We start from the raw sequence: 16,229 nt of genomic DNA on the forward strand, positions 1-16,229 counted from the left end.
TTGCTCCAGACGGGGTGGACGGGTATCAGGATGCCTGCTCGGGGTCGATCCCCATGAGCTGCACGAGTTCGGCGGCGGCGCGCTCGACCCGGTCGTTGACGACGGTGTGGTCGAACTCCGGCTCTGCCGCGAGCTCCAGTTTAGCGGTTTCCAGCCGGACCCGCTGTTCCGCGGCCGTCTCGGTGCCCCGGCCGACGAGCCGGGCGACCATCTCGTCCCAGCTGGGCGGGGCGAGGAACACGAAATTGGCGTCCGGCATGGTGTCGCGGACCTGCCGGGCGCCCTGCAGGTCGATCTCGAGCAGCACGCGGTACCCGCGCTCGATGGCCTGCTCCACGGTGGAGCGCAGCGTGCCGTAGCGGTGCGAGTTGTGCACCACGGCCCACTCGAGCAGCCGGCCGTCCCGGGCCATCGCGTCGAACTCCTCGTCGGAGACGAAGAAGTAGTGCGTGCCGTCGACCTCCCCCGGGCGGGGGGCCCGGGTGGTCGCGGACACGGACAGCCACACCTGGGGGTAGTGGTCCCGGACGTAGGTCGAGACCGTGCCCTTGCCCACGGCCGTGGGTCCGGCGAGCACGGTCAGGGACGGGCGCGCGGCGCGGGGCGCGTCGGGGCTCACGGGCATCCTCCTGGGACTGGGGTGTTTCCCCCAATCTAGCGGATCGCGCCCCGGCCCCCGCGCCCCGCCCGCCTCAGCGGTCGAGGTGCTCGATGAGCGCCCTGCGCTGGTGCACGCCGAGCCCGCGCAGCCGCCGGGTTCGGGCGATGCCGATCTCGTCCATGATGGCCGCCGAGCGGACCTTGCCGATGCCGGGGGTGGCCTCGAGCAGGTCCGAGACCTTCAGCCGGCTCACGGCCTCGTCCCGGTCCGCCCGCTCGAGGATCTCGGCGACCGTCAGGCGGCGCTCGCGCAGCCCCTTCTTCACGTCGGCGCGTGCGGTCCGCGCTCTGGTGGCCTTCTCCCGCGCGGCGGCGCGCTCCTCGTCGGTCAACGGACGCAGTGCCATGTGGTTCCTCCTCGTCGCCACGGACTGCAGCCCCCGTCCCGCGGAGGGACGGACAGCCCGTTTGCTAAAGAAACTACATGAAGAACGATGTTCTGCTCGGCAACACGACCGTGGCGTGACCAGGGGTGTCGTCATCGGGGACCCCGCCGGGGCACGTGCCGGGACCGGCGGGGAGCTCAGCCCAGCGCGGCCGCCAGCTCCCCGGCGGAGCGGCGGACCGCCTCCCGCAGCGCCGCGGCGTCCGGTCCGCGGCGCAGGATCGCCCGGCTCGAGGCCGCGAGCACCTGGCCGGCCGCGGTGCCGAACACGGCCGGCAGCTCCTCGGCGCGGGCGCCCTGCGCGCCGTAGCCCGGGGCGAGCAGCGGCCCGCGCACGGCGGCCAGGTCGAGGCCCAGCTCGGCGGGGGCGGCGCCGACCGTGGCGCCCACCACGAGCCCGCAGGAGCCCAGGCCGTCCCGGGCCGTCCCGGCGGCGGTCCCGTCCGCGGTCGCGAGGAGCCGGGCGTTCTCGGCCGCGGCCGCGGCGCACACCGCGCCCGCCACCGACTCGCGGCCCCCGGCGTGCTGGACGGAGCGGCCCTCGGGGTTGGAGGTGAGCGCCAGCACGAACGTGCCGCGCCCGGTCCGGGCGGCCAGGTCCAGGGCCGGGCGCAGGGACTCGAAGCCGAGGTACGGGCTCAGGGTCACGGCGTCGGCCGCGAGCGGGGACCCCTCCCCCAGCCACGCGGCCGCGTAGGCCTCCATCGTGGAGCCGATGTCGCCGCGCTTGGCGTCGGCGACGGTCAGCAGGCCCGCCGAGCGGGCCTCGGCGAGCAGCTCCTCGAGCACGGCGAAGCCGGCGGCGCCGTAGGGCTCGTACAGCGCCACCTGGGGCTTGAGGGCGGCGGCGTGGCCGGCGGCCGCCTCCAGGACCGTCAGGGTGAACCGGCGCAGTCCCTCGGCGGAGCGGGGCAGGTCCCACGCGTCCAGCAGGCCCGGGTGCGGGTCGACGCCCACGCACAGGGGGCCGTGCTCGTCCATCGCCGCCCCCAGCCGGGCGCCGAAGGGCGCGCGGCCGGGGGCGGGGGGCACCGGGGCCGCGCGCTCAGGCACGCACGGCCTCGGGCTCGGACTCCTCGGCGCGGAGCAGGGCCTCCAGGCGCTGCTCGTGCTCCTGCAGGCTCGTGACGTCCCACGAGTAGGAGCGCAGCGCGGTGACGGCCTGCAGGGCGGCGCCCAGCACGGAGACCGTGGTCATCAGGGGCACGCCCACGCTGGTGGCCGCGGCGCGGATCTCGTAGCCGTCGCCGCGGGCGGCGCCGCCGGCCGGGGTGTTGAAGATCAGGTCGATCTCCCCGTCCGCGATCAGGTCCACGATGGTCCGCTCGCCGGGAGCCGTCTCCCGGATCTTGCGGACCACGGTGGACTCGATGCCGTTGCGGCGCAGCACGTCCGCGGTCCCACCGGTGGCGAGGATCTCGAAGCCGAGGTCGCGGAACATCCGCACGTAGGCGATCGAGGAGCGCTTGTCCTTGTTGGCCACCGAGACGAACATCCGCCCGGACGTGGGCAGGGAGACGTTCGCGGCGGCCTGGGCCTTGGCGAAGGCCGTGTCGAAGTACTTGTCCAGGCCCATGACCTCGCCGGTGGAGCGCATCTCCGGGCCCAGCAGGGAGTCGACCACGGCCCCCTCGGCGGTGCGGAAGCGCGCGAACGGCAGCACGGCCTCCTTCACGGCCACGGGGGCCGAGGCCGGCAGCGTGGAGCCGTCGATCCGCTGGGGCAGGTGCCCCTGGGCCCGCAGCTGGGCGATGGTCGTGCCGGTGCCGATGAGGGCGGCGGCCTTGGCCAGCTGCACGCCCGTGGCCTTGGACACGAACGGCACGGTGCGGGAGGCCCGCGGGTTCGCCTCGATGACGTAGAGGATGTCGGAGGCCACGGCGAACTGGATGTTGATCAGCCCGCACACGCCCACGCCGCGGGCGATGGCCAGGGTGGCCTCGCGCACGCGCTCGACCACGTCGGGGCCGAGGGTGATGGAGGGCAGGGTGCACGCGGAGTCGCCGGAGTGGATGCCGGCCTCCTCGAGGTGCTCCATGACGCCGCCCACGTAGAGCTCCCGGCCGTCGTAGAGGGCGTCCACGTCGATCTCGATGGCGTCCTCGAGGAACTTGTCGATCAGCGCGGGCCGCGAGGCCGAGACCTCCGTGGCGTTCTGCAGGTAGCGGGCCAGGGCCGGCTCGTCGTAGACGATCTCCATGCCGCGGCCGCCGAGCACGTACGAGGGGCGCACGAGCACGGGGTAGCCGATGTCGTCCGCGATCCGCTTGGCGTCCTCGAAGGTGGACGCCGTGCCGTTCTTGGGCTGGCGCAGGCCGGCCTCGCCGAGCACGCGGGCGAACTCCCCGCGGTCCTCGGCGAGGTCGATGGCCTCCGGGGTGGTGCCCAGGATCGGCACCCCCGCGGCCTTGAGCTGGGCGGCGAGCTTGAGCGGGGTCTGCCCGCCCAGCTGCACGAACACCCCGAGCAGCCCGCCGGTGCGCCGCTCGGTCTCGACGACCTCCATGACGTCCTCGAAGGTCAGCGGCTCGAAGTACAGCCGCGTGGAGATGTCGTAGTCGGTGGAGACGGTCTCCGGGTTGCAGTTGACCATGACGGTCTCGTGACCGGCCTCGCGCAGCACCATGGACGCGTGCACGCACGAGTAGTCGAACTCGATGCCCTGCCCGATCCGGTTCGGCCCCGAGCCCAGGATCATGATCGAGGGGCGCTCGTGCCGGCCCACCTCGCTCTCCTCGTCGTAGGAGGAGTAGTGGTAGGGGGTGAACGCCTCGAACTCCGCCGCGCACGTGTCCACGGTCTTGAACACGGGCCGGATGCCCAGCGCGTGGCGCACGCCGCGCACCACGTCCTCGGACAGGTGGGCGAGCTCGCCGATCTGGGCGTCGGAGAAGCCGTGCCGCTTGGCCAGGCGCAGGGTGCGGACCGTGAGGTCGCCGTCCTCGCGCACGGCGTCGGCGACCTCGTTGAGCAGCACCAGCTGGTCGAGGAACCAGGGGTCGATGCCGGTGGCCTCGTAGAGCCGCTCCACCGACGCGCCGGCCAGCAGGGCCTGCTGGACCTGCTGGAGGCGCTCCGTGGTGGGCGTCCGCGTGGCGTGGACGAGCCGCGCCAGGGCGTCGTCGTCGAGCTCGGCGCGCACGAACGAGAAGCTCGAGCCCTTCTGCTCGAGGGAGCGCATGGCCTTCTGCAGCGCCTCGGTGAAGTTGCGCCCGATCGCCATGGCCTCGCCGACCGACTTCATGGTGGTGGTCAGCGTGGGGTCCGCGGCCGGGAACTTCTCGAACGCGAAGCGCGGGATCTTCACCACGACGTAGTCCAGCGCCGGCTCGAAGGACGCCGGGGTCTTCTGCGTGATGTCGTTGGGGATCTCGTCCAGGGTGTAGCCGAGCGACAGCTTCGTGGCGATCTTGGCGATCGGGAATCCGGTGGCCTTGGAGGCCAGCGCCGAGGACCGGGAGACCCGCGGGTTCATCTCGATGACGACGACGCGGCCGGTGTCCGGCTCGACCGCGAACTGGACGTTGCACCCGCCGGTGTCCACCCCGACCTCGCGGATCACGGCGATCGCGATGTCGCGCAGCTTCTGGTACTCGCGGTCGGTCAGGGTCATGGCCGGGGCCACGGTGATCGAGTCCCCGGTGTGCACCCCGACGGGGTCCAGGTTCTCGATGGAGCACACGACCACGACGTTGTCGTGCTTGTCGCGCATCATCTCCAGCTCGTACTCCTTCCAGCCGAGGATCGACTCCTCGAGGAGCACCTCGGAGGTCGGGCTGTACTGGATGCCGGCGCCGGCGATGCGGTGCAGGTCCTCCTCGTCGTAGGCCATGCCCGAGCCCAGTCCGCCCATCGTGAAGGACGGGCGCACCACCATGGGGTAGCCCAGCTGCTCGGCGGCGGCGAGGGCCTCCGGCATGGAGTGCACGATCACGGAGCGGGCGGACTCGGCGCCGCAGCGCTCCACGACGCCCTTGAACGCCTCCCGGTCCTCGGCGAGGTTGATCGCCTGGACGTCCGCCCCGATGAGCTCCACGCCGTACTTCTCGAGCACGCCGTTCGCGTCGAGGGCGATGGCCGCGGTGAGGGCCGTCTGCCCGCCCAGGGTCGGCAGCAGGGCGTCGGGCCGCTCCTTGGCGATGATCTTCTCCACCACCTCGGGGGTGATGGGCTCCACGTAGGTCGCGTCGGCGAACTCGGGGTCGGTCATGATGGTCGCGGGGTTGGAGTTCACGAGGATGACCCGCAGGCCCTCCTCCTTGAGCACCCGCAGGGCCTGCGTGCCCGAGTAGTCGAACTCCGCGGCCTGGCCGATGACGATCGGCCCGGAGCCGATGACCAGAACGCTGGTGAGGTCTGTCCTGCGCGGCATGTCAGTTCTGCCCTTCCGTGTCTGCGTCCCGGGACTCCTGCGCGCCCTGGGCGCCGCCGGGGACGGCGTTGTCGATGGTCGGGTCGGCGCGGCCGTCCCGGTGGCTGTCCATCAGCTCGATGAACCGGCCGAAGAGGTAGGAGGCGTCGTGCGGGCCGGCTGCGGCCTCCGGGTGGTACTGCACCGAGAACGCGGGCAGGTCGAGGCAGTTGAGCCCCTCCACCACGTCGTCGTTGAGGCACACGTGGCTGACCTCGACGCGCCCGAACTCGCCCAGGGGCGCCTCGACCGGGCCGTCCAGGGGGGCGTCGACGGCGAAGCCGTGGTTGTGGGCGGTGATCTCCACGCGCCCGGTCCTCCGGTCCAGCACCGGCTGGTTGATCCCCCGGTGGCCGAAGACCAGCTTGTAGGTGCCGAAGCCCAGGGCACGGCCCAGCAGCTGGTTGCCGAAGCAGATGCCGAAGAACGGGATGCCGGCGCGGAGCACCTCCCGCAGGGTCTCGATCTGCCGCTCGGCGGTGGCGGGGTCGCCGGGGCCGTTGGAGAAGAACACCCCGCGCGGGTCCAGGGCCCGGATCTGCTCGAAGTCCGTGCCGGCGGGCACGACGTGCACGCGCACGCCGCGCTCGGCGAAGCGGTGGGGGGTCATCGACTTGATCCCCAGGTCCACCGCCACGAGCTCGTGCAGCACCTCGCCGGTCCAGCCGTGCTCGGCGGGCTCCACGACGTAGGCCTCCGGCGCCGAGACCGTCTCGGCGAGCCGGCGGCCCTCCATCCGCTCGGCGGTGCCGACCTCGGCCACGAGCTCGGCGTCCGGGCGCAGCGCGGCGTCCCCGGAGAAGATCCCGCCGCGCATCGCGCCGCGGTCCCGCAGGTGGCGGGTGATCGCCCGGGTGTCGACGTCCTGGATGCCGACGACGCCCTGCGCGGCCAGCTCCTCGTCGAGGGAGCCCTCGGAGCGCCAGTTGGACGGGCGGCGGGCCGCGTCGCGCACGACGTAGCCGGACACCCAGATCCGCCGGGACTCGGCGTCGGCGGCGTTGACGCCGGTGTTGCCGATGTGCGGGGCGGTCTGCACGACGAGCTGGCCGGCGTAGGAGGGGTCGGTGATGGTCTCCTGGTAGCCGGTCATGCCGGTGGAGAACACGGCCTCGCCGAGGGCGGTGCCGAGGGCGCCGTAGGCGCGGCCGCGGAAGACGCGGCCGTCCTCCAGCACGAGCACGGCGGGTTCAGTGGTGATCGAGCTCAAGGTCGTCCTCACGTTCAGGTCTGTGGGTCGTCAAGTCTGGGGGTCGTTGCGGCGGGGCGGCGGGGTGCCGCCGGCGGGTCAGGAGTGCGGTGCCGGGACGATCGCCTCCACGGCGGCGAGGAGCCGCTGCTTGTCCTCGGCCCGCTGGGTGCGGAAGCCGGTGTCCACCACGGTGGGGCCGAGCCTCCAGGTGAGCACGGCGAGCCCGTCCCGCTCCACGAACTTCCCGACCATGCCGGAGCTGGTGCCCACGGCCACGAGGTCAGCGGCGGGGACGAACAGGGCCGGGGCGCCCTGCCGGTCGAGGAGCACGCCGTCCTCGAGGACCAGCGCCCTCGCCCGGGCGCGCACGCCCAGGCCGTGGGCGGCGATCCGCTCGAGCGGGGCGCCGGTCTCCGTGGTGCTCACGTACATGCCCGGGACCACGAGCCGGGGCTCGCGCTCCTCGAGGCCCGCGGGCGGCGCGGCCGGCGCGGGGATCCCGGACTGGCGCCGCACGCGCGTGGTCCAGCCCCGGCGGAGCAGGGCGAAGAGCACGGCGAGGACGAGGACCGTGACGAGCACGGTGGTGAGCTGGTCCATGGGACGGGGGCCTCCGGGCGGTGGAAGGGGGTCGGAGCGGTCAGGCGGCGGGCACCGGGGCGGGGGTGTTGAGCGCCCGGTCCAGGACGGTGGGGTGGCCGCGGAAGAAGGTGGCCCGGACCGCGCCGGGCAGCTCCATGCCGCGGTAGGGGCTGTTGCGGCCCTTGGACGCGTGCCGGGCGGGGTCCACCACGGTGGTGGCCGCCGGGTCCCACAGGGTGATGTTCGCCGGCTCGCCCTCCGCGAGCGGCCGGCCCTGGCCGGCCAGGCGGCCGATCCGGGCGGGGGTCGCCGAGGTGATCCGGGCGACGTCGCGCCACGTCAGGAGGCCGGTGTCCACGAGGCTGAGCTGGACCACGGACAGCGCGGTCTCGAGCCCGGTCATCCCGTTGGCCGCGCAGGACCACTCGCACTCCTTGTCCTCGGCGGGGTGCGGCGCGTGGTCGGTGCCGATCACGTCGATGGTGCCGTCGGCCACGGCCTCGCGCAGGGCGTGCACGTCCTCGTCCGTGCGCAGCGGCGGGTTGACCTTGAACACCGGGTCGAAGCTGCGGACCCGCTCGTCGGTGAGCAGCAGGTGGTGCGGGGTGGCCTCCGCGGTGACGTCGATGCCGCGCCGCTTGGCCCAGCGGACGATGTCCACGGAGCCCTTCGTGGAGAGGTGGCAGATGTGCACGCGGGAGCCGACGTGCTCGGCGAGCAGGACGTCGCGGGCGATGATCGCCTCCTCGGCGACGGCGGGCCAGCCCGTGAGCCCGAGCTCGGCGGAGACGGAGCCCTCGTTCATCTGGGCGCCCTCGGTCAGGCGCGGTTCCTGGGCGTGCTGGGCCACGACGCCGTCGAAGCCCTTGACGTACTCGAGCGCCCGGCGCATCAGCACCGGGTCGTGCACGCACATGCCGTCGTCGGAGAACATCCGCACGCCGGCGCGGGACTCGGCCATCGCCATGATCTCGGACAGCCGCTCCCCCTTCAGGCCCACGGTCACGGCGCCCACGGGCCGGACCTCGACCCAGCCGGCGGAGCGGCCCAGCTCGTGGACCTGCTCGACGACGCCGGCCGTGTCCGCCACGGGGTCGGAGTTCGCCATGGCGAAGACGGCGGTGTAGCCGCCGAGGGCGGCCGCGCGGGTGCCCGTCTCGACGGTCTCGGCGTCCTCCCGGCCCGGCTCGCGCAGGTGGGTGTGGATGTCCACGAGACCGGGCAGGGCCACGAGCCCGGCGGCGTCGACGACGCGCGCGCCGCCCGCGGCCCCGGCGAGGTCGGGGCCGATGCGCCGGACCACGCCGTCCTCGACGAGGATGTCGGCGGCCTGCTCGCCGTACGGCTGGGCGCCCTGGATGAGGTACGAGGTCACGAGAGGTCAGCGCTCCTGGGGTGCGGGGTGGAGGTGGGGTCGAGGTCGTCGCCGGACAGCAGCAGGTAGAGCACCGACATCCGCACGGAGACGCCGTTGCGCACCTGGTCCAGGACGGTGGAGCGCGGGGAGTCCGCCGCGGCCGAGGAGATCTCCAGGCCCCGGTTCATGGGTCCCGGGTGCATGATCGCCGTGGACGCCCCGGCGGCGTCGAGGGCCGCGACCCGCTCGGGGGTCAGCCCCCACTCCCGGGCGTACTCCTGGGCGGTCGGGAAGAACGCCGCGTGCATCCGCTCGCGCTGCACGCGCAGCATCATCACGGCGTCCGGGGCCGGGTCCAGCGCCTCGTCGAGCGAGAAGACCACCCGGCACGGCCAGTCCGCGATGCCGACCGGCAGCAGCGTGGGCGGGGCCACGAAGGTCACGCGGGCGCCGAGGGTGGTGAACAGCCACAGGTCGGAGCGGGCCACCCGGGAGTGCAGGACGTCGCCGACGATCACCACGTGCAGGCCGTCGAGGTCGAGCCCGCGGGTGCTCTCCCGGCCCTCGGTGCGGGCACGGTGCTGGCGCAGCGTCATGGCGTCGAGCAGCGCCTGGGTGGGGTGCTCGTGGGTGCCGTCCCCGGCGTTGACCACGGCGGCGTCGATCCAGTCGGACTCGGCGAGCTGCTGCGGGGAGCCGGAGGCCGAGTGCCGGATCACCACGGCGTCGGCGCTCATCGCCGCGAGGGTCTGGGCGGTGTCCTTGAGCGACTCGCCCTTCGAGACCGAGGAGCCCTTGGCGGAGAAGTTCAGCACGTCCGCGGACAGGCGCTTGGCCGCTGTCTCGAAGGAGATGCGGGTGCGGGTGGAGTCCTCGAAGAAGAGGTTGACCACGGTGCGGCCCCGCAGTGCGGGGAGCTTCTTGACGGAGCGCTGGCCCACGGCGGCCATCTGGTCCGCGGTGTCCAGGACCGTCAGGGCGGCGTCGTAGGAGAGGTCCTTCGTGGACAGCAGGTGCCTCATGCGCCGGCCCCCGGCACGGTGGTCTCGATGACCACGCAGTCGGCGTTCTCCTGCGCGCGGGGCTCCGGGTCGGTCTCGGCCAGCCGGACCCGCACCTTCTCCTGCGAGGAGGTGGGCAGGTTCTTGCCCACGTGGTCGGCGCGGACGGGCAGCTCCCGGTGGCCACGGTCGACGAGCACGGCGAGCCGGACCACGCGGGGGCGCCCGACGTCCACGAGGGCGTCGAGGGCGGCGCGCACGGTGCGCCCGGAGTACAGGACGTCGTCGACGAGGACCACGGTGCGCCCGTCGATGCCCTGCACGGGGATGCGGGTCGGCTGGGGGGCGCGGGCGGGGTTCTTGCGCAGGTCGTCGCGGAACATCGTGACGTCGAGCTGGCCGAGGCTCGCGGCGGCGTCGAAGCCGGGGTCGGTCGCGGCGATCTTGGCGGCGATCCGCTGGGCCAGCGGATAGCCGCGGCGCGGGATGCCCAGCAGCACGAGGTCCGAGCTGCCCTTGTTGGCCTCGAGGATCTCGTGGGCGATGCGCGTCAGGGCGCGGTCGATGTCGGCTGCCGAGAGGATGACGCGCGCGGCCGCGGGTCCCGTGGCGGGACCGGCCGTGGAGGTGTCGTCGTTCATGGGTGCCGCCTCCTTCCCCGCCTCACAGGACGGACTTAAAGGTTGCTTGCTCGCCCCAAACTAGCACAGCGGCCCGCACCCCCCGGGCCGGGCGTGACCTGCGCCTCCTCCGGCCGTGCGGGCCCGGTCAGGCGCTGTGGTCGGCCCGCTCCCACCAGGCCGCGGTGGCCGCGGCCGAGCCGAGGGCAACGAGCCCCACGCCCAGGGGCCCGGCCCAGCCGGTGTCCGCGGCGGCCGGGCCGGCGGTCCCGGCGAGCAGGGCGGGCACGGCCCAGGGGAACCACGCGCCGTGGCCGACGGCGGCGAGCACCTGGGCCGTGAGCACGGTGAAGAAGAGCACCGCCACGGCGGGCAGGTAGCCCCGCCCCACGCTCGCGGCCAGCCCGTACGGCACGGCCAGGCCCGCCGTGAGCAGCCCGGCGCCGAGGACGCCGCCGGCCCCGCGCAGGGCGGCGCCGGCCGACCAGCCGGGCAGTCCGAGGCCCGCGCCGAGGACGAGCACGAGCAGCACGAGGAGCACCGTGAGCACCCCGCACCAGCCGAGCAGCAGCAGCAGCTTCGCCAGGACCACGGCGGTGCGGGAGGTGGGCAGGGCCAGCAGGTCCGTGGCGGTGCGGTCGGAGAACTCCCGGCCGAACAGCCAGATCGCCGCGGTCCCGAAGATCACGAGCCCGCCCACCGAGACGGTCTGCCCGGTGAGGGAGAAGTACCCCGCCCAGTCCGCGGTGCCCCCGGTGAGCTGGGCCTTGGTCCCCAGCAGCCCCAGGGTCCGGGCGCGGTCGACGTCCTGGAGCACGAACATGAAGAACGCCCCCACGGCCCCGGCGAGCAGGACGGCCCCGGCGGTGGCCCACGGCACGCGCGAGCGGCGCAGCTTCAGGGCCTCGGCGTGCAGGGCGGCCACCAGCTCAGCGGGCACCGGAGGCCTCCTGCTGCTCCGGGGCCTGCGCGCCCACCAGGCGCAGGAAGTAGGCCTCGAGGTCCTCGCGGACCACCGTCAGGCCCGTGGGCGGCACGCCGCCGTGCACCAGGGCGGCGGCCACGGCGTCCGGCCGGTCCGTGGCCCCGTCCGCGTCGAGCACGAGCGCGCGGGGCCCGCGCCGGGCCGCGAAGCCGGCGGCGGCCAGGACCCGCACCGCCCGGTCGTCGTCGCGCGTGCTGAGCTCGAGCCGGCGGCGGACCCGGTCGGGCAGGGCGGCGGTGGCGAACTCGTCGAGCAGCGCGCCGCGGTGCAGGACCCCGATCCGGGTGGCCACGCGGGCGACCTCGCCGAGGATGTGGCTGGAGAGCAGCACGGCGGTGCCGTGCTCGCGGGCGAGGCGCTCGAGCAGGGTGCGCACCTCGACCACGCCGGCCGGGTCCAGCCCGTTGACCGGCTCGTCGAGGACCAGCAGGGACGGGCGGTGCAGCACGGCCCGGGCCAGGGCCAGCCGCTGCAGGTTGCCCTGGGACAGGACGCGGGCGAGACGGTCGGCGTGCTCGCGCAGACCGAGGAGCTCCACGGCGTCCTCGACCGCGGCCGGGGACCGCAGCCGGCGCAGCCGGCGGGCGACCTCGAGGTTCTCCCGCACGGTCAGCTCCGGGTAGGCGGAGGCGGCCTCCACGAGGTAGCCGACCTCGGCCCACACCGACCGCTCGCCGCGGCCGCGGCCGAGCACCGTGACGGAGCCGGCCGCGGGCCGGACCATGCCGAGGACCATCCGCATCACCGTGGTCTTCCCGGCGCCGTTGAGCCCCAGCAGCGCGTAGATCTCCCCCGGGGCGACCTCGAGGCAGACGCGGTCGACCGCGCGCACGGTCCCGTAGTGCTTCGAGACGCCCTGCAGGCGCAGTGCGGGAGCTGTCATCGGGACCTCCCCGGGAACGGCGGGCCGTGCTCCCGGCCATGCTAGCGCCCCGGGCGTGCCGATCAGCCCAGCAGGGTCGGCTTCATCTTCTGCAGCCGGCCCAGGAGGCCGTTGACGAAGCGCGGGGAGTCGTCCCCCGCGAGCTCCTTGGCGAGGGACACGGCCTCGGCCACGGCGACCCCGTCCGGGACGTCGTCGTTGAACAGCAGCTCCCAGGCGCCCACGCGCAGCACGTTGCGGTCCACGGCCGGCATCCGCTCGAGGGTCCAGCCCTGGGAGTACGTCTCGAGGTACTCGTCGAGCTCACCGCGGCGCATCGTGACGCCGAGCACGAGCTCCTCGGCGTACGGGGAGACCAGCGAGTCGCTGTGCAGCCGGCGCCGCTCCATGACCTCGCGGGCGTCCTCGGCGCGCTGCTCGGCCTCGAAGAGGATCTCCACGGCGCGCCGGCGCGCCTTGCCCCGGGCGCTCACTCGTTGACGCGGCCCAGGTAGTCACCCGTGCGGGTGTCGACCTTGACCTTGGTGCCCTGCTCGAGGAACAGCGGCACCTGGATCTGGTAGCCGGTCTCCACGGTGGCGGGCTTGGTGCCGCCGGTGGAGCGGTCGCCCTGCAGGCCCGGCTCGGTGTAGGTGATCTCGAGCACCACGGACGCCGGCAGCTCGATGTACAGCGGGGCGCCCTCGTACATCGCGATGGTGGCGTTGAGGTTCTCGAGCATGAAGTTGGCGGCGTCGCCCACCACCTCACCGGGGACGGTGATCTGGTCGTAGGTCTTGTTGTCCATGAAGACGTAGTCGGCGCCGTCCTGGTACAGGTACTGGTACTCGCTGCGGTCCACGGTGGCCGTCTCGATCTTGGCGCCGGCGTTGAAAGTCTTGTCGACGACCTTCCCGGACCGGATGTTGCGCATCTTGGTGCGCACGAACGCCCCGCCCTTGCCCGGCTTGACGTGCTGGAACTCGATGACGTTCCAGAGGTTGCCCTCCAGCTTCAGGACGGTGCCGTTCTTGATGTCGTTCGTGGTAGCCACAGGTTCTCTCTCTGTCTGTCTGCGAAGTCGGCAGGTCGGCGCGGTCGGCCGGTGTCGTCCCGGACCGCGGACCAGTCTAGCGGGGCGCGCCCTCGGCGATTTCCTGGTAGGTCGCGAAGAGGATCGCGGGGTCGGGGACCTCGAGGACACGGGGCTTGCCGACGGCGTCGAGGACGACGAAGCGCAGCAGGTTCCCGCGGGTCTTCTTGTCCCGCTTCATGACCTCGAGCAGCCGGGGCCACTGGTCCCACCGGTAGGCGGTGGGCAGCCCCAGGGCGGTGAGGACGCTGCGGTGGCGCTCGACGACGTCGTCGGCCAGGCTGCCGGCGGTGCGGGCGAGCTCCGCGGCGAAGACCATCCCCACGGCGACCGCCGCGCCGTGGCGCCACTGGTAGCGCTCGTTGTGCTCGATCGCGTGGCCGAGGGTGTGCCCGTAGTTGAGCACCTCCCGGCGCCCGGCCTCCCGCAGGTCGCCGGAGACGATCTCGGCCTTGACCCGGATGCCGCGCTCCACGAGCTCGCGCACCACCTCGGACTGCGAGTCCCGCACCGCCTCCGGGTGGCCCTCGATGAGCTCGAGGATCCGCTCGTCGGCGATGAAGCCGCACTTGACGACCTCCGCCATGCCGGTGAGCAGCTCGTTCTCGGGCAGCGTCCGCAGCGTGTCGAGGTCGCACAGCACGGCCGCGGGCGGGTGGAAGGCGCCCACGAGGTTCTTGCCCTCCGCGGTGTTGATCCCGGTCTTGCCGCCCACGGCGGCGTCCACCATGCCGAGCAGGGTCGTGGGCACGTGCACCACCCGCACCCCGCGCAGCCAGGTGGCGGCCACGAAGCCCGCGAGGTCGGAGACCGCTCCCCCGCCCACGGAGACGATGGCGTCCGAGCGGGTGAAGTCGTTCTGCCCCAGGACCTGCCAGCAGAAGGACGCCACCTGGACGTGCTTGCCCTCCTCGGCGTCGGGGATCTCGGCCGTGAACGCCTGGTAGCCCTGGCCGCGCAGCTCCTCCATGACCACGTCGCCGGTGCTGCGCAGCGCCCTCGGGTGGATGACCAGCACGCGCTGGACCCGGTCGCCGAGCACGCGGGGGACCTCCCCGAGCAGCCCGTGGCCCACGAGGACGTCGTAGTTCTCGGCCGGACGGTCCCCGGTGACGGGGATGGTCGTGACGGTGCGGGGAGCGGACTCGCTCATGCCTGGACCTCCTGGGTGCTGTCGGTGGTGCCGCCGGCGGCCCGCGCGGACCGCAGGCGGACGAGCTCCGCCTCGAGGTCGGCGCCGATCTCCGCGACGGGTCGGTTGCGGGTGCCGTCGAGGGTGATGTCGGCGAGCTCCTCGTAGCAGGCGCGCCGGGACTCGTAGAGCTCCTGCCAGCGCCGCTCCGGGTCCGGCTGGAGCATGGGCCGGGTCCGGTTGCCGCTGATCCTGGGGAGCACGGTCTCGGCGTCCACCTCGAGGTAGGCGACGAGCTCGTGGCGCAGCAGCTCCCGGGTGGACGGGGTCATGGGGGCGCCGCCGCCCACGGAGAAGATCGCGTTGGCGTGGTCGGGGTCCCGGAGGATCTCGGCGATGGTGTCCGCCTCGAGGTCGCGGAAGTACTTCTCGCCGTGCTCCGCGAAGATCCCCGAGATCACGCCGTAGCGGGAGACGATCACCTGGTCGGCGTCCACGAAGTCGTAACCGTAGAACTTGGACATGTGCAGGGCCAGGAAGGACTTGCCGGCGGCCATGGGGCCGATGAGCACCACGGGCCGCTGCGGGACCGCGGTGCCGTCGGCCGGGGCGGGGAACTGCGCGTTCACGCCTGGCCCTCCCCCGTCTCGGCGGGCGCCACGAGCGGGTCGCCCATGTGGTCGTCGCGCGCCGCGGCGTCGCCCTCGAACTGCCCGAGCTCGCCGGAGGAGTGCAGGTTCTCCGGGACGGCGGCGAGGTAGGCGTCCTTGTTGCGGGCGGTCTCGGCGATCGAGTCCCCGCCGAACTTCTCCGTCACGGCGTCGGCGAGCACGAGGGCCACCATCGCCTCGGCCACCACGCCGGCCGCGGGCACGGCGCACACGTCCGAGCGCTGGTGGTGGGCCCGGGCGGCCTCGCCGGTCGCGACGTCGACGGTGCGCAGGGCCTTCGGCACGGTGGCGATGGGCTTCATGGCCGCGCGCACGCGCAGGACGTCCCCGATGGACATGCCGCCCTCGATCCCGCCGGCCCGGTTGCTCACGCGGCGCACCGCGCCGTCGGCGCCGCGGGCGATCTCGTCGTGGGCCTCGGACCCGGGGCGGGACGCGGTCAGGAAGCCGTCCCCGACCTCGACGCCCTTGATCGCCTGGATGCCCATCAGCGCCCCGGCGAGGCGGGAGTCCAGCCGGCGGTCCCAGTGCACGTAGGAGCCGAGTCCCGGCGGCAGGCCGTAGGCGAGGACCTCCACGACGCCCCCGAGGGTCTCCCCGTCCTTGTGCGCGGCGTCCACCGCCGCCACCATGGACTCCGCCGTGGCGGGGTCGAAGCACCGCAGGGGGTCGGCGTCGAGGGCGGCCACGTCCGCGGGCAGCGGCCGCGGGGCGTCCACCGGCGCGCTCACGGCGCCCACGGCGGTCGTGTGGGAGACGAGGCGCACACCCACGGCCTCGAGCATCTTCGCGGCGACGGCGCCGAGGGCCACGCGCGTGGCGGTCTCCCGGGCGCTGGCCCGCTCCAGCACGGGGCGGGCCTCGTCGAAGCCGTACTTCTGCATCCCGGTGAGATCGGCGTGGCCGGGGCGGGGGCGGGTCAGGGGGGCGTTGCGGGCACGGCCCTCGAGCACCTCATCGTCCACGGGGTCCGCGGACATCACCTCGCGCCACTTGGGCCACTCGGTGTTGGCGATCTCGATCGCCACCGGTCCGCCCTGGGTCACGCCGTGGCGCACGCCGCCGAGCAGGCGCACCTGGTCCTGCTCGAACTTCATCCGCGCGCCCCGCCCGTAGCCGAGACGGCGGCGGGCCAGGGCGTCGCGGACGTCCTGGCTGGTCAGGCTCACCCCCGCGGGGACGCCCTCGATGATCCCGACGAGCGCCTCGCCGTGCGACTCGCCGGCCGTGAGCCAACGCAACATAACAACTCTTTCCGTTTCGGGGTCTCGTCGGCCG

16 protein-coding genes are annotated in these 16,229 nt (G+C 73.7%); all 16 read right to left on the minus strand.

Translation table 11 applies throughout. The features are described from left to right. Nucleotides 1-25: 25 nt before the first annotated feature. Entirely contained in the window at nucleotides 26-625 is a 600-nt protein-coding gene (gene gmk, locus AVL61_RS01840) for a guanylate kinase (RefSeq protein WP_058872654.1), read from the minus strand. A gap of 67 nt (nucleotides 626-692) precedes the next feature. Further along, nucleotides 693-1,007 carry an integration host factor, actinobacterial type gene (gene mihF, locus AVL61_RS01845; RefSeq protein ID WP_058872655.1) on the minus strand — a complete coding sequence of 105 codons (315 nt, stop codon included), beginning with the start codon at nucleotides 1,005-1,007 and terminating at the stop codon, nucleotides 693-695. A 176-nt stretch (nucleotides 1,008-1,183) separates the two neighbouring features. Then, nucleotides 1,184-2,098 carry an orotidine-5'-phosphate decarboxylase gene (gene pyrF / locus AVL61_RS01850; protein WP_058872656.1) on the minus strand — a complete coding sequence of 305 codons (915 nt, stop codon included), beginning with the start codon at nucleotides 2,096-2,098 and terminating at the stop codon, nucleotides 1,184-1,186. Continuing rightward, nucleotides 2,091-5,417, minus strand: coding sequence for a carbamoyl-phosphate synthase large subunit (gene carB / locus AVL61_RS01855; RefSeq protein WP_058872657.1), 3,327 nt, complete (start codon nucleotides 5,415-5,417; stop codon nucleotides 2,091-2,093). The genes pyrF and carB overlap by 8 nt, the downstream gene beginning before the upstream one ends. 1 nt (nucleotide 5,418) lies before the next feature. Next, nucleotides 5,419-6,666 (minus strand): glutamine-hydrolyzing carbamoyl-phosphate synthase small subunit, encoded by a 1,248-nt coding sequence (gene carA, locus AVL61_RS01860; protein ID WP_058872658.1) that lies wholly within the window; start codon nucleotides 6,664-6,666, stop codon nucleotides 5,419-5,421. Nucleotides 6,667-6,744: 78 nt separating this feature from the next. Beyond that, nucleotides 6,745-7,248, minus strand: a complete 504-nt coding sequence (locus AVL61_RS01865) for a PH-like domain-containing protein (RefSeq protein WP_058872659.1) — start codon at nucleotides 7,246-7,248, stop codon at nucleotides 6,745-6,747. A gap of 40 nt (nucleotides 7,249-7,288) precedes the next feature. Further along, complete coding sequence (locus AVL61_RS01870; protein ID WP_058872660.1) at nucleotides 7,289-8,605, minus strand: dihydroorotase; 1,317 nt, start codon at nucleotides 8,603-8,605, stop codon at nucleotides 7,289-7,291. Beyond that, entirely contained in the window at nucleotides 8,602-9,609 is a 1,008-nt protein-coding gene (locus tag AVL61_RS01875) for an aspartate carbamoyltransferase catalytic subunit (RefSeq protein WP_058872661.1), read from the minus strand. The genes AVL61_RS01870 and AVL61_RS01875 overlap by 4 nt, the downstream gene beginning before the upstream one ends. Continuing rightward, on the minus strand, nucleotides 9,606-10,229 hold the full coding sequence (gene pyrR / locus AVL61_RS01880) for a bifunctional pyr operon transcriptional regulator/uracil phosphoribosyltransferase PyrR (protein ID WP_058872662.1): 624 nt from the start codon (nucleotides 10,227-10,229) through the stop codon (nucleotides 9,606-9,608). The genes AVL61_RS01875 and pyrR overlap by 4 nt, the downstream gene beginning before the upstream one ends. Before the next feature lie 127 nt (nucleotides 10,230-10,356). Next, a complete protein-coding gene (locus AVL61_RS01885; protein WP_197412615.1) occupies nucleotides 10,357-11,148 on the minus strand; it encodes an ABC transporter permease in 792 nt (263 codons plus the stop codon). Beyond that, the gene (locus AVL61_RS01890; protein ID WP_058872663.1) at nucleotides 11,138-12,076 is read right to left on the minus strand and encodes an ABC transporter ATP-binding protein; all 939 of its coding nucleotides are present in this window, start codon (nucleotides 12,074-12,076) and stop codon (nucleotides 11,138-11,140) included. The genes AVL61_RS01885 and AVL61_RS01890 overlap by 11 nt, the downstream gene beginning before the upstream one ends. A 62-nt stretch (nucleotides 12,077-12,138) precedes the next feature. After that, the gene (gene nusB / locus AVL61_RS01895; RefSeq protein WP_058872664.1) at nucleotides 12,139-12,549 is read right to left on the minus strand and encodes a transcription antitermination factor NusB; all 411 of its coding nucleotides are present in this window, start codon (nucleotides 12,547-12,549) and stop codon (nucleotides 12,139-12,141) included. Beyond that, nucleotides 12,546-13,109 (minus strand): elongation factor P, encoded by a 564-nt coding sequence (efp, locus tag AVL61_RS01900; protein ID WP_058872665.1) that lies wholly within the window; start codon nucleotides 13,107-13,109, stop codon nucleotides 12,546-12,548. The genes nusB and efp overlap by 4 nt, the downstream gene beginning before the upstream one ends. Nucleotides 13,110-13,185: 76 nt before the next feature. After that, on the minus strand, nucleotides 13,186-14,301 hold the full coding sequence (gene aroB / locus AVL61_RS01905) for a 3-dehydroquinate synthase (protein ID WP_058872666.1): 1,116 nt from the start codon (nucleotides 14,299-14,301) through the stop codon (nucleotides 13,186-13,188). Then, nucleotides 14,298-14,909 (minus strand): shikimate kinase, encoded by a 612-nt coding sequence (locus AVL61_RS01910; protein ID WP_058872667.1) that lies wholly within the window; start codon nucleotides 14,907-14,909, stop codon nucleotides 14,298-14,300. The genes aroB and AVL61_RS01910 overlap by 4 nt, the downstream gene beginning before the upstream one ends. After that, a complete protein-coding gene (gene aroC, locus AVL61_RS01915; protein WP_058872668.1) occupies nucleotides 14,906-16,195 on the minus strand; it encodes a chorismate synthase in 1,290 nt (429 codons plus the stop codon). Before aroC ends, AVL61_RS01910 begins: the two co-directional genes overlap by 4 nt. Nucleotides 16,196-16,229: the final 34 nt, after the last annotated feature.

Source organism: Kocuria rosea subsp. polaris, assembly GCF_001483755.1.
GTDB classification, from domain to species: domain Bacteria; phylum Actinomycetota; class Actinomycetes; order Actinomycetales; family Micrococcaceae; genus Kocuria; species Kocuria cellulosilytica.